Genomic DNA, 13,957 nt, shown 5'->3' with positions numbered 1-13,957 from the left:
TGGACCAGAAAGAATATGGTTAAGAATCTGGATTAGGCTTTTTTCCTTATTTTTGTTTTCTTGACCTTCCTCACACAACTGATTATTTTCAGGGGTAATTTTATTCTTTATCCTGTTTCAAATGTAATCCTTTCCACATTTTTGAATAATTTTCTTAAAAAAAAGGCGATTTATCATTTAAATACAATTTCATTACTTATACTTAATCTTATAAGGTTGGATTAAATTGTGTTTAAGGCTTTATCTAATGAGAAGATCTTGGTCGAATAAGATTCTCACATATTTCTTCATTGGCTTATTCTGTGAATTAAGTTTTGTAACTTATGCGGAAGAGCCTACTGATGACTCTACAGTAATGAAGATAAATCTTGATGATGAAGAGGATACTTCTTCAGATGTTGGTGCAGCACAGTCTTCAGCTCCTGCACAGTCTTCAGCTCCTGCACAGTCTTCAGCTCCTGCACAGTCTGATTCCTCTGCCTCATCCTCAGTCTCTGCCTCTGCCTCTTCACACGCTATGAGTTCTGGTGGTTCTGCTGTTGATAAAGCTATGCTCGATGAGAAGCGTTCAAAGCTGAGAGAACAGCTCAAGCGCGACAGAGCTGATTCTAAGCGTGCAAGATCAATCCGTCGTAATTCAGAACTGAACAGGGAAGGTCTGGATGAAGAGGAGCAGGAGTTAAAGCGTAAGCTGGATTATGCAAAGTCTCATGAAGAGACTGTTGAGAAACAGGAAGCAACCGAATCCGCCAAGCAGTTCTCTAAGTGGGTTAATCAGAACATGATGATTAACAAAGATAAGAAGAAAAAGGATAAGAGTGAGAGCGAGAAGATTCTGGAGGAAGCTAAAACTTCTGAAGATCTGCTCAAATAAGAAAGTATTTATTTTTTCCTCTTTAAAAAAGCAGAAGGCCAAAGTTTTAGCTTTGGCCTTCGTTTTCCCTGACAGATAATCTTAAATCAGATTCATATCAAGCTTTTTGCACTCAGCTCTGTAATCATCAGGCCAGATACTTGCCTGAATCTCACCGATATGAGCCTTGTGCAGTAATACCATGCACAGACGGCTCTGACCAATACCACCGCCGATGGTAAGTGGCAGTTCGTTGTTTAAAAGCTTCTTGTGGAAGAACAGCTCTTTGCGCTGTTCCTGACCTTCAGCCTTAAGCTGTCTTTCCATTGCAGCAATATCTACACGGATACCCATTGAGGATAACTCTACTGATCTGTCTAAAATTGGATACCAGATCAGAATATCACCGTTAAGACCAATCTTGCCGTCCTCATTTGGAGTTGACCAGTCATCATAGTCAGGGGCACGGCCATCGTGCTTTTCTCCATTTGACAGAGGGGCACCGATACCGATTAGGAATACGGCACCATACTTCTTGGCGATCAGATGCTCACGCTCTTTTGGAGTCTTGTCTGGATACATCTTCAACAGATCTTCAGTGTGAACGAAGGTGATTTCCTTAGGCAGGAATGGCTTTAGCTGTGTATAGCTTTCACAGGCTAAGTATTCGGTTCTCAGGATTGCAGCGTAAATTCTTCTAACGATATTTTTCAAGAATGTTAAATTTCGATCATCTTTATTTAAAACAAGTTCCCAGTCCCACTGATCGACATACAGGGAGTGGATATTATCAAGTTCCTCGTCAGCACGAATCGCATTCATATCTGTATAAATGCCGTAGCCTGGCTCAGTCTTGAGTTCTGCTAAGGTTAATCTTTTCCATTTTGCCAGAGAGTGAACCACTTCAGCCTGAGCGTCGTTCAGATCTTTAACCGGGAAGGTAACGGCTCTTTCTACACCGTTCAGATCATCGTTGATTCCCAGACCCTTTAATACGAACAGAGGGGCGGTAACGCGACGCAGTTTTAGCTCGGTAGACAGATTCTGCTGAAAGAAATCCTTAATCATCTTGATTCCTTTCTCTGTCTGAAGTTTGTCCATTGCTGGCTTGTAATCAATTGGTTTAATTATCTTACTCATGATAAACATCCTTGTTTTAAATATCGTCTTTCGATTTTACATACTTTGTGTCCTATTGAAAATGCTTTTCTTTGCTGATTTAAAATTTTTGTTCCTAAATAGTGCAGAAAATGAAGGTGTTGGATATGATTTGCCTTGTTGGGGAGCATTGTGTAATAAGCGGTTTGATAAATAATGTAAAAGATAATGTACAACAGGCATAATGCGCTTGCGCTTTTGCAACAATGCTCACTTACAGCATTCAAATTTTCACACATAATTTAAATATGTGAGCCGAATGGATTTCATCCTATGAATACTAATTTTATAAAACAGCTTATGCTGTTGAGTTTCTTTCTTTTGGGAATAAACGGTATTGTCTTTGCCAAGCTTCCGGTTGAGAAGGTTGAAAAGGACAATGCTAAGGTTTTGTTTTCTCAGGATGCAGAATCCGAAGATGTCGAGGCTGATACTGAGGATAAGGATGACGATGCTGACAGTGAACAGGCCTCCAATCAGACAGAAATGTTTGAGGATGTTATCTCTCAGGCAAAAAATTACCACGATAATCTCCTAAAAAACAATAAGTCGCTTTCTCCTAAGCAGAATCTTTTAAGATCAATTGCTGAGGATAATGCTGAACAGGCTGTAATCAACCGCAATCATGTTGATGTCCCAGATCCTCTCCTTGAAGAAGGTCGTTACCTTTACAATCAGGATGTCGCCCGAGAAAGGGGAAAGATCATTATGAAGGAGAGCGGACGAGATAAGAAGGCTTCTGAGAAATCCCTTGCATCGAGTTTCAATAGTATCTCTCACAACAAGCCAATAAAGAAAATAGATAATAAAGAATCGTCTTCTGTAGCAGAGTATAAGCTTAAGGCAAAGAAATTAAGCGAACTTAAGAATAATAAAAAGAAAGATAAGAAAGAAGAGGACAGGGATGTGACCTATAAAAATCAGGCTGAAGCTCTGTCTGAATCCTTCAGGTAAGATCTCAGATGCCAATAACCATTGAACTTTACATAATACTGATACTAATAAGTCTGATTATTCTCAGAGCATACATTCGTGAACACCGGTCTCTTAACCGGGATTTTATTTTTGCAGGCGTTGCTCTTGTGGTTATTGATGTATTTGAACTTATTTCAGTCTTTTTCCCTTTCAGCTTTTCTTTTTTTATACATGCTCTTTTAGTAAGTGTTGAGATCATTCTCTGGATCTATCTTCCATTTGTATGTCTGAGACTTATTATCTGGAGATTTTTGGATCAGAAGTATTTATCAAACGATCTGGTTAGAAACCTGATGTTTTTCCCGCTTATTATTACCAGCTTTCTGTCTGTAATTTCACTGTTCAATAATCTGCTTTTCAAGCTTAATCTGTTCGGTGAGGCAGTTCCCGGCGAATATTACTATATAGTTGAAATCTTTGTGTTGCTTTATACGTTTGCCGGCCTTTGCATCTGTCTTTACTGTCTGTTATATGAGGAGAATCCTTCATCTAAGTTCAAACTCCTTACCGCAGCTTTTTTCGTGACATTTTTAGGCTGTATTCAGTATAAGGTCGGTTTCTTTTCAAATACCATTTATATTGTGGCAGCAACTCTGTCTGTGCTGTTTCTGTATGTAACCTCACAGGAGAATCAGATCTTTATCGATCCGCTTACAGGACTTAACAACCGCAACCGCTTCAGAATGTATCTGTCCTCAGTATTAAACAACTACGAAAAGGTAAATATGTACCTTACCTATGTTGATATTGATGACTTCAAGCAAATCAATGATGAGAACGGTCATATTGTTGGCGATCTGGCCTTACGTGTGGTGGCAGAGTCAATGCTCGATCTGAGCAGAAAGTATAATTATTTTACTGCCAGACTCGGAGGTGATGAATTCGCAATTATCTCCTCTCACACCCAAGAGTCGGATATCGATCTGATGATTTCTGATATAAAGGAAATTCTCCAACAGAAGAACAGAAAAAGTCTACCGGAAGTCAGTTTAAAACTTTCCTTTGGTACTACTAATCTGAACCAGTCAGGAAAAAGTCTCAACGAAATTATCAGAATGGCTGATAACAATATGTATGAGCAGAAAAGAGCAAACAAACAGAAACACGATGTACTCAGGGAGAGTGTGCAATGAATAGCATTGACATTTTTTCCCTGCAGATTGATGCGGTGTGCCTGCTGGTTGATCTGATTATCATTGTATATCTGGTGAAATGTAAGGAGCAGAATCTGGCTCTTTATGTTACTGTTCTGGTTATGGCTATGCTGGTGGTAGTCTTCGATATAGGTGCCAGATTCTCCGTTGATAACCGCTGCTCCTCCTTTTACAGCAACAATATGCTGTGCGACAATATAAATACTTTCTTTATAGTTTTTGCTTTCGGTAAGTATATTTTCTATTTTGCGCTGGTATACAGTGCCGCTATGTTGGCTTTTTTCAAAGGTTCTTCCTCTATAGCAAAGAAGTATTTGCTTGTACTTGGAAGCATTCCGTTTCTATTAACTGTATATCTTGTGATTTCCTCTGTTTTTGACGGCAGGGTCCTTATATTAACTTACAACGGCGTGCTGATTAAGGGACCTTATTTCTTTGTGGTGGTGTCCATTATTGGTCTGTATTCAATCATTGGCGTGTTCTACTCACTTTCGATTCTTGATTCTCAAAAAGAGAAGCTTGCGGAGATTACCTATTACAGATGGGAGTACGTGATATTCTATGTGGCAATCACGCTTCCTTTTTTAATGGCAACAGTTGGCTGTCTGTTTGATTATCCAGTAGTCTCTCCTGTATTTGTAATTACCTTTACCTATCTGATGACCATTCATCAGCATTTGAGATTATCTTTAGATGAACTTACCTCCATCAATAATCTTAACGAGTTGCGTCGATATCTTGATAATCTGATGCAGGGGCCTGAAAAGGCAAGACGTCAGACCTTCCTGATTTTCATAGATATCAACCGCTTCAAGGAGATTAACGACAGTTACGGACATAACAGTGGAGACGTAGTTTTAATCCAGTTCTCCCGTCTTTTAAAGAACATTGCTCTTTCTTTCAACTGTTTTGTCTGCAGATATGCAGGAGATGAATTTATTATGATAAAAAAGGTTGCAAATGAGGAGAAAGCATCATCTATCTGCAGATATATTGAATACAGTCTGAGTCAGTTAAAGGAGTTAAGTCTGGCTCCATATGAGCTGTCGGTTTCAACCGGTTTTACCAGGTTTGACCGACGTTTCAAATCCACTCAGGAGTTTATTGATGCGGCAGATAAGCTGATGTACGAGACCAAACGCTATGCTCACAAGGATTATACGGCTATATCTCCTGAGCACAGAACCTGTGAAATCGGAAAAAGAATCTTTAAATACGGTGAAAAGAAAAAAGATTAGACTCCTGATCTGAATTATCAGAATTAGAAGATAAGTTGCTTTTTTTGGGAAAAAATCCTGCCTGAAGAAAGCAGGATTCAAGTCAAATTAAGCATTTCTAGTTGTCTATTCTCAGCATTACAGCTTTTGAAATATCAACCTTGTCTTTATGCTTTAAGGTTACAGTCCAGCCGGTTCCTGGGGCTACATCCAGTGCCTTGCCGTCTTTTTCATTGGCCAGTGAGCCGCCATCCAGAGGTATCATTCCCTGAGGAGTGAACAGGGCAATCTTTGAGTTCTTTTCAAAGCGGTTCTTTACATCAATATGCAGGGTACCGTCAGCATCCTGAGTCTTGATATCTCCACAGATCTGCCAGTTGCCTGGATTTGGAGAATTGGTCTCATAATCCTGAGTCTTGTCAGGTCTGTGTGGCTCTAAAAGGGCAGTAGTATAACCTCTTGAAGGAATAGAGTTAACAATGGTGTAGCTCTCCTCCGGGATTTCTCTGCCTTCACAGATGGCATCGATAGCAAGTCTGTAGGCACGAGAAATTGCGGCAGAGTAGAATGGAGAACGTGAACGGCCTTCAATCTTCAGGGAATCTACACCGATTTCAATCAGACGTTTCAGTACTGGAAGAGTACACAGATCCTTTGAGTTCATAAGATAGGAGCCGTTCAGATCCTCTTCCATTCTCATCCATTCTCCAGGGTGATGCATGCCTTCTTCAAGCTCTGCTGAAAGAATGGTTCCGTCATCAGCTTCAAAAGTGGTTACATCATCAGCAGTGGCACTGTGAACATTGCGAACCTTGAAACCGTATCTGCAGGCATTGTTGCAGGCACCGATGTTGGCATCACGATGTGAAAGCATACCAGAGATCAGACAGCGGCCGGATACGGCAATACATAAAGCGCCATGGGCAAAGACCTCGATCTCCATGTCAGGGCATTCCTGCTTGATCATTTCAATTTCTGTCAGGGAAAGCTCGCGTGCGAGAATACAGCGGGTCAGACCAACCTTCTGCCAGAATTTTACAGAGCCGGCGTTTACGGTATTAGCCTGAACCGACAGATGAATTGGAATATCCGGATAACGGTTTCTTACAATATCAATAAGACCAGGATCAGCCATGATGAAGGCATCAGGCTTTAGCTGAGCCATCTCATCTACAATTCGTTCGAAGGCTGCAACACGTCTTACGTGAGGAATAATGTTTAAAACCGCATGAACCTTCTTTCCCTGTGAGTGGGCAAGCTCGATTCCCTTGATAAAATCCTCGCGGATAAAACCGTTGCCTCTTACACGCAGAGACCATTTAGGTACACCTGCGTAAACGGCATCAGCACCGAATGCTAAAGCCATTTCAAGATGTTTGAGGCTCCCTGCCGGTGCAAGTAATTCTGGTTTCTTATTTATGCTCACAGTCAAATATCTCCAGTAGGTATAATGACAGTTCGGTTAAAAGTTCGCCCTGCAGTACAAGTATAGACTGCATATCGGCAATTTCATCATCAGATTTCTCGCTCAGATGATGCTCAAGATAGATATCGGTTGGCTTTACTCTCTTAACAGCGATTTCAGAGGTTAAAGACAGCTCCAGAGAATCATCAAAGGTCAGACCGATTTCAGTTGCCACCTTACCTGCATCCAGGTGAACAGAAATCTCCTCTGAGATCAGATCCTCCTTTGAGGCACGGATTACACCGCCGTCCTCATCAGGACTCTTTAGGGTTACATCAGAACCGAAGGCAAAACGGGATGGAAGCTTGTTCTCCTTGAGCCAGCCGGTCATGGTTGAGTCAACCAGTACCTTTGGAGATAAAAGCTGGGCAGGGAAGCTTGAGAAAGCCTCACGCAGCATGGCAAGTGCTCTTTCCGCCTTTTTTGCGGAGGTAGCGCTGACGCCTACAACGTTCTTGTCAAAGTTGATCCAGATTAAAAGCTCACGTCTGGTTGAGAAGGCCTGTGATAGAAGCTTGCCGGTAACAGCGGTCTTTAGGGCATCCTTTTCATTCTTGCGCAGCTGACGCTTTAATTCGAGCTCCTTTTCCTCAACAATCTCAGAGAGCTCCTCTTTAACTACTGAGGCTGGCAGCAGCTTGTTCTCCTCAATCAGTTTGAAGTAGTGGTTTTCACCGCAGGAGAAATGAAAAGGAGTATCCTTTCCGAATAAAGGAGCAAATCCGATAGTTGCGGTTTCCTGAGCAGCACAAGGCTTGAAGGCTACTTTGGAGATGGTTTCCTCCATAGCTGCATCATCATGAAATATATCTTTAAACTGTGATAAGTCCACAGTATAGAAACGGACGTTTTTAAACCACATAATTATCTGCCTTTCAATTAAAAAAAATTCGGCGACAATTATCCTTAAATTTGGCGGATATTTCAAGTTTTATCATGCCTTTAAAGGCTGTCTGTCATTGATTTTTAGCGTAAAAAATAGTATTATTTCTCAGATATACGATTTGTAATTTAAGGTAAATTTGATGTCAGATAATACTGAAAATCCATCATCACAGAATTCTGTCGAATCTTCTGAAGAGACCTCCACTATTGAGGTTGATACAACCCAGGTAAGAAAACTAAATTTAAACGTTCCTCCATCAGATCTTAACAAGGAGCTTGGACAGTCATTCATCAACTATGCAATGTCTGTTATCAAGGATCGTGCTCTGCCTGATGTAAGAGACGGTTTAAAGCCTGTTCACCGCCGTGCTCTTTTTGATATGAAGGATCTTGGTGTTACCCATAAATCCCCAACCAAAAAGTCAGCCCGTATCGTAGGTGACGTTATCGGTAGATTCCATCCTCATGGAGATACAGCAGTTTATGAGACCATCGTGCGTATGGCTCAGTGGTTCTCTATGAGAGAGTGTCTGATTTTCGGTCAGGGTAATTTCGGTGATATCGACGGTGACGGCGCTGCTGCAATGCGTTATACCGAGGTTAAGCTGACCCGTATCGCTACAGAAACCCTGCTTGATGATCTGGATGAGAACATTGTTGATTTTGAACCTAACTACGACGGTTCTGAAACTATTGCAACAGTTCTTCCTGCAAAATTCCCAAATTTACTGGTTAACGGTGCATCCGGTATTGCTGTGGGTATGGCTACCAATATTCCAACCCATAATCTGACCGAGGTTGTAAACAGCTGTATTGCCTATCTTGAGAATCCTAATATTACTCTTGATGAGCTGATGTCAATGGAAGGCTGTATCAAGGGCCCTGATTTCCCAACCGGCGGTACCATTGTCGGTACAGACGGTATCCGTGAGGCCTATGCTACCGGTAAGGGCAGATGTATCATCCGCTCAAAGAGCCATGTCGAGTATGACAAGAAAGGTGTAGCCAAGGCTATTATTGTGGATGAGATCCCTTATGTGGTTCACAAGGCTGATATTGTCCGTCAGATTCGTGATCTGCTGAAGGACGACAAGGATGTTCGCAAGGATGGCAAGAAGGATAAGAAGATTGAAGGCGTTAAGGAAGTTAACGACCTTTCAGACAAGGACAATGCTGTTAAGATTGAGATCGTGCTTAAGGGCGGCGCTTTCCCAGAGGCTGTTCTGAACAATCTGTACCAGAAGACCTCGCTGCAGTCCAGTTTCCCTATTAATATGGTTGCTCTGTCAAAGGGTAAGCCAAAACTCTTAACTCTTCTGAATATCCTTGACGAGTTCATGGAATTCCGCCGTAACGTGGTAACAAGACGTACCTCCTACTGGCTGAAGAATGCAAAGAAGGATGCTCACACCCAGGAAGGTCTCTTGGTTGCCAAGGCTAATATTCAGAGAGTAATTGATTTGATTACCTCATCTGCCAACTCTGAAGAGGCTAAGGCTAAACTTATTGCCGAGCCTTGGGATGGCGAGATGATCAATACTCTTATCGAGAGAACTCCTGAGGGCATCAATATTGCTCTGCCTTTAGGCATCCCTGCTGATAAGGGCTATGTCAACGGCAAGTATTATCTGTCCGTTGAACAGGCAGAATCAATCCTAAGACTGCAGCTGTCAAAACTGACTCATCTGGCTCAGGATGAAATCCGTGATCTGTACAAGAAGCTTCTGGCTGATATTCATGATTATCTGGATATTCTGACCAACCCAGAGCGTCTGAAGAAGGAAATACGTGAAGAGCTTATCAAGGTTCGTGAAACCTTCGGCAATGCCCGCAAGACTGATTTTACCTATGATATGAGCAAGTTCAACAAGGCTGATCTGATTCAGCGCCGTGATGTGATTGTTACACTGTCGGCTCAGGGCTTTATCAAGTATCAGGAAGTTGCCACCTATGAGAGTCAGTCAAGAGGCGGCAAGGGTAAACTTGCTACCAAGGTCAAGGGCGAGGATTATGTAACTAAGGTAATCGTGGCCTCAACCCATGACAAGCTGATGTGCTTTACCAACAAGGGCAGAGTATTTGTCCGCGTGGTATACGATCTGCCTACCTATTCTCATGAGAACAGAACCTCTCAGGGCTCACTGGTTCAGAACATCTTCAATAATCTGGATGCTGCAAACGGAGAGTGTATCACTGCAATGGTTCCTATCTCAGAGTTCAATGATGACGATTACTTCTTTATGGCAACCAAGAAGGGCTTAATCAAGAAGACCTCTCTGAGTGCCTACAAGAGCTTCGTAAGCCGCTTAAGTCTGAATGGTATGAAGGCTGTAAACCTCAACGACGATGATGAACTTATCGGAGTTGAAATTTCCTCTGGTGATGATGATATCTTCCTGTTCACCTCAAACGGTTACTGTCAGCATTTCTGCGAGTTCTACAAGAAGAAGACAGATGCTGCCGAGGATGAGAGCGCAGAGGATAATGACGAAACTGACAGCTCTCAGAGTGATGATTCTGATGAAGATTCCTCAATTGATAGACATTCTGGAAGCGGTGTCCGTCCTTCTGGTCGTGGTTCAGGCTGTATCCGCGGTATCAAGCTGCGTGATGACGGTGAGGTGGTATCTCTGATGGTTGTTCCTCCTAAACGAGTAGCATCACAGCAGTGTCTGATCGCCTCCTCAAACGGCTTTGGCAAGAGAATGGAGCTTTCCTCTCTGTCACTGCGCAACCGTGGCGGCATGGGTATCGTGATTATGAAGAACCTTGAGCGTAACGGTCAGGTAATCGGTGCAGTAACTGCCGATGAGAAGTCTGATTTCATGCTGATCACCAATCAGGGCCAGTTAATCAGATCTCCTATGGCCGACATTTCTGTAAGTGGTCGTTATGCTGCAGGTAATATTCTGATGCGCATGTATCAGGGTGATTCTGTGGTTGCAATGCAGGCCATCCCAGAGGATGTTGTCGAGAATGCAAAACAGATTGCTGAGGCCCGTGCCCGTGAAAAGGAAGAGCTTAAGCGTGAAGAGGAAATCTTCAATGCCGGTGCTGCAGAAGCCGCTGACTCAGCAGTCAATAATGATGCAAATCCAGGCAATTCCCAAGAATAGTTGACAGCCTCTCTGTCAGACTAGATAATCTCTTATATGAGCATGGAATTTTTACTGTTCCATGCTCTGTCTTTACTTAAAGCATATCTTTTATTACCGCATTCATAAACAAGAAAATATGGAGTGTAAAATGAGCAAGGTTTGGAATTTTTATGCAGGTCCATGCATGCTTCCTGATGAAGTTATGGAGGAGGCTCAGCGTTCTTTCAGAAATTTTGAAGATACCGGCATGGGTGTTGTTGAGATTTCTCACCGATCTGCTGAATTTGCAGATATTGCCTCAAAGGCAGAATCACTTCTGCGTGAACTTTTACATATCCCAACCAATTACAGAGTGCTTTTCGAACAGGGCGGCGGCCGCGGTCAGTTTGCGGCTATTCCTCTGAATCTGTTGCCGGAAAACGGTCAGGCAGACTATTTTGTAACCGGTCACTGGTCTAACTGTGCTGCCAAGGAATGTGCTGAAAAATACGGCAAGGCTATCATTCATGAGTGTACCTATCTGAATTCAGACGGTCAGTATGATGTAGACTTTTCAAAGATGACTGTAACTCCAGGCTCAACCTATGCCTATATCTGCATCAATGAAACTGTAAACGGCATCGAAACCCTTGAGAATCTGCCTGATACCGGCAATGTGCCTCTGATTGCAGATATGTCCTCAAATATTATGACCAGACCGATTGATGTTTCAAAATTCGGTGCCATTATCTTCGGTCTGCAGAAGAATGTCGGTCCATCCGGTATGACCATCACCATTGTCCGCGAGGATTTAATCGGTCATGCCCGTAAATACTGTCCTTCTGTTCTGGACTGGGCAGTTTTAGACAAGTACGGTTCTATGTTCAATACCCCATGTACTTTTGCGTGGTATATGGCATATTTGAACTTTAAATGGATAAAAAGCCTCGGCGGAGTAGAAGAATTAGAGCGAAGAAACATTGAAAAATCAAAAATGCTTTATAATTATATAGATGATTCAGATTTTTATGTTTCCAAGATTTCCCCAAATGTAAGATCACGTGTCAACTGCGTATTTACATTAAAGGATGAAACTCTAAATAATGAATTTATTGCTCAGTCTAAAGCTTTAGGACTCGTAGGACTTAAGGGCCATAAGGTATTAGGTGGTATGAGAGCAAGTATCTACAACGCAATGCCTATTGAAGGTGTAAAGGCTCTTGTGGATTTCCTGAAGGACTTTGAGCAGAGGTATAAATAAGATCAAAGGAGATTAGCTATGGCAGACCCCAAGACTCCATGGCTTCGAAATTATCCGGGCGATGTGCCGCATTCTATCGATGCTAGACTTTATGAAAACCTTTCGGTTTTTATTGATGATGTTTGTTCCAGATATGCCAAAAGGAGAGCATTTGTAAGCTTCGGCTCGTCGATTACCTTTGAGGACTTCAAACACCGGGTCGACTGTCTGGCTGCCTATTTTCAGCAGAAGCTCGGCGTAATCCAGGGAGATAAGCTTGGGGTTATTCTTCCTAATCTGATTCAGTATCCTATAGCGGTATTTGCCGGAATCAAATGTGGTATGCAGATTGTTAACATCAATCCTCTGTATACCTCTCATGAGATGCTGGGTATTTTAAGAGATGCCAAGATCAAGATTGTGGTTGCCTTTGAAAAATGCAACCAGAGTCTTCTCAAGGTTTTAGATCAGACCTATCTTCAGCATTACATTTCCTGCTCTGTCGGTGACTGTATGCCATATTTTAAGGGTATGGTCCTCAATTTTACTGCAAGATATATAAAACGCCTGATTCCATCCTATGATGGCTCTTCGCTGCTTTATTTCAATGATTGTCTTCGTGAAGGTGAGAAGTATCTGTCTGCCTTCAAAGCTGTAGATATGAAGTTTGATGATATCGCCTTCCTGCAGTATACAGGCGGTACCACCGGCAAGCCTAAGGGGGCCATGCTCTCTCATGGTAACATTATTGCCAACGTGGTTCAGGCGGATGCCATGTATGGACCAAGACTGAAAAAAGGTGATGAGACCATTTTAACGGCTCTGCCTTTATATCATATCTTTGCCATGACGGTTAATCTGATGTTCGCCATGTATGTAGGCTGCACTAATATTCTGATTGTTGATCCACGTCAGTTCCCGACACTGATTGCAACTCTCAGGAAAAATCCGGATATCTCGATTATTACCGGTGTTAATACTCTGTTTAACGCCTTCGTGCATTATGAGGTATTTAAAAAGGTAAGTCTGCCTCATCTGCGTATTGTCATCGGTGGCGGTACTGCTGTTCAGCATGGTGTTGCCGATCAGTTCCTCAAGGCTTCAGGTATACCTATTCATGAGGGCTATGGTCTGACCGAGTGCTCTCCACTTTGCTGTGTGGTACCATACACTCAGACTGAGTTTACAGGAACAATCGGTGTGCCTACTCCTTCAACCCTGGCTCGTATTGTCGATACCTCGACAGGGGAGGAAATCTGGGATCCAAACCAACCTGGTGAGCTTGAATTTAAAGGTCCTCAGGTGATGAAGGGCTACTTTGATAATGAGCTTGAGACCCGCAATGTCTTTGATGATGACTGGCTACGTACTGGAGATATTGCTGAATGGAGCGATAACTACCACATCAGAATCATAGACCGAATCAAGGATATGATTATTGTTTCGGGCTTTAATGTCTTCCCATCTGAAATCGAGAATGTGCTGTCTCACAATCCAAAGATTCTCGAATGTGCTGTTGTCGGTATGCCTTCCAAGTCTACCGGTGAGTCGATTAAACTTTATGTGGTAAGGAGAGACCGGACCTTAACTAAGGAAGAGGTTCTTGATTATTGTCGACAGTATCTTACCGGTTACAAGGTTCCTAAGCATATAGAGTATGTGGAAACTCTGCCTAAATCTGCTGTGGGCAAGGTTATGAGACGTTATCTGAAACAGAATCGACTCAAGTAACTATATATGCTGTTCTCTGTCGTCTTCTGAATGGCGGAGAGCAGATTTCAATTATTGAATTTTACCCGTCTTGACTGTATTGTAAATTATGTTGGCTCGAAACCCCACGGTTTTAACCGTGTGGATGAGAGCCCGTAAAGATATTAAAAGTAAAATTGCAAAATAAAAAGTTGCCAACTTCGTCAGTTGCAATAATAGCTAT

10 protein-coding genes are annotated in these 13,957 nt (G+C 42.3%); 7 read left to right on the top strand and 3 right to left on the bottom strand.

Annotated elements, in window-relative coordinates; genetic code table 11:
* Positions 1-247: 247 nt before the first annotated feature.
* Positions 248-874 carry a hypothetical protein gene (locus tag QZU45_RS08155; protein WP_295353951.1) on the top strand — a complete coding sequence of 209 codons (627 nt, stop codon included), beginning with the start codon at positions 248-250 and terminating at the stop codon, positions 872-874.
* Positions 875-955: 81 nt separating this feature from the next.
* Here QZU45_RS08155 and asnA read toward each other — a convergent pair whose 3' ends face one another.
* Positions 956-1,993, bottom strand: a complete 1,038-nt coding sequence (gene asnA / locus QZU45_RS08150) for an aspartate--ammonia ligase (RefSeq protein ID WP_294997530.1) — start codon at positions 1,991-1,993, stop codon at positions 956-958.
* 291 nt (positions 1,994-2,284) lie between these two features.
* On the opposite strand from asnA, the gene QZU45_RS08145 reads away from it, so the two are divergent.
* From QZU45_RS08145 to QZU45_RS08135, 3 genes are read left to right on the top strand one after another with little or no spacing between them, the layout of a single operon-like run.
* A complete protein-coding gene (locus QZU45_RS08145) occupies positions 2,285-2,965 on the top strand; it encodes a hypothetical protein (RefSeq protein WP_295353948.1) in 681 nt (226 codons plus the stop codon).
* Between the two features lie 8 nt (positions 2,966-2,973).
* Positions 2,974-4,119 carry a GGDEF domain-containing protein gene (locus QZU45_RS08140; RefSeq protein ID WP_295353945.1) on the top strand — a complete coding sequence of 382 codons (1,146 nt, stop codon included), beginning with the start codon at positions 2,974-2,976 and terminating at the stop codon, positions 4,117-4,119.
* Positions 4,116-5,378 (top strand): GGDEF domain-containing protein, encoded by a 1,263-nt coding sequence (locus QZU45_RS08135; RefSeq protein ID WP_295353942.1) that lies wholly within the window; start codon positions 4,116-4,118, stop codon positions 5,376-5,378. The genes QZU45_RS08140 and QZU45_RS08135 overlap by 4 nt, the downstream gene beginning before the upstream one ends.
* 97 nt (positions 5,379-5,475) lie before the next feature.
* Here QZU45_RS08135 and QZU45_RS08130 read toward each other — a convergent pair whose 3' ends face one another.
* Both QZU45_RS08130 and rdgC read right to left on the bottom strand, forming a co-directional pair.
* Positions 5,476-6,783: a U32 family peptidase C-terminal domain-containing protein gene (locus QZU45_RS08130; RefSeq protein WP_295353939.1), complete on the bottom strand. Its 1,308-nt coding sequence runs from the start codon at positions 6,781-6,783 to the stop codon at positions 5,476-5,478.
* Complete coding sequence (gene rdgC, locus QZU45_RS08125) at positions 6,770-7,684, bottom strand: recombination-associated protein RdgC (RefSeq protein WP_074839210.1); 915 nt, start codon at positions 7,682-7,684, stop codon at positions 6,770-6,772. The genes QZU45_RS08130 and rdgC overlap by 14 nt, the downstream gene beginning before the upstream one ends.
* Before the next feature lie 163 nt (positions 7,685-7,847).
* Here rdgC and QZU45_RS08120 point away from each other — a divergent pair, with 163 nt between their 5' ends.
* From QZU45_RS08120 to QZU45_RS08110, 3 genes are all read left to right on the top strand, one after another.
* Positions 7,848-10,823 (top strand): DNA topoisomerase (ATP-hydrolyzing), encoded by a 2,976-nt coding sequence (locus tag QZU45_RS08120; RefSeq protein ID WP_295353935.1) that lies wholly within the window; start codon positions 7,848-7,850, stop codon positions 10,821-10,823.
* Positions 10,824-10,953: 130 nt separating this feature from the next.
* On the top strand, positions 10,954-12,045 hold the full coding sequence (gene serC, locus QZU45_RS08115) for a 3-phosphoserine/phosphohydroxythreonine transaminase (RefSeq protein ID WP_295353932.1): 1,092 nt from the start codon (positions 10,954-10,956) through the stop codon (positions 12,043-12,045).
* 18 nt (positions 12,046-12,063) lie between these two features.
* Complete coding sequence (locus tag QZU45_RS08110; protein ID WP_295353929.1) at positions 12,064-13,755, top strand: AMP-binding protein; 1,692 nt, start codon at positions 12,064-12,066, stop codon at positions 13,753-13,755.
* The last annotated feature ends 202 nt before the right edge of the window (positions 13,756-13,957 follow it).

It is taken from the genome of uncultured Succinivibrio sp. (assembly GCF_902756765.1).
GTDB lineage: Bacteria > Pseudomonadota > Gammaproteobacteria > Enterobacterales > Succinivibrionaceae > Succinivibrio.
The sequence above is the reverse complement of the archived record's forward strand: the minus strand, read 5'-3'. Positions and strand labels throughout refer to the sequence as shown.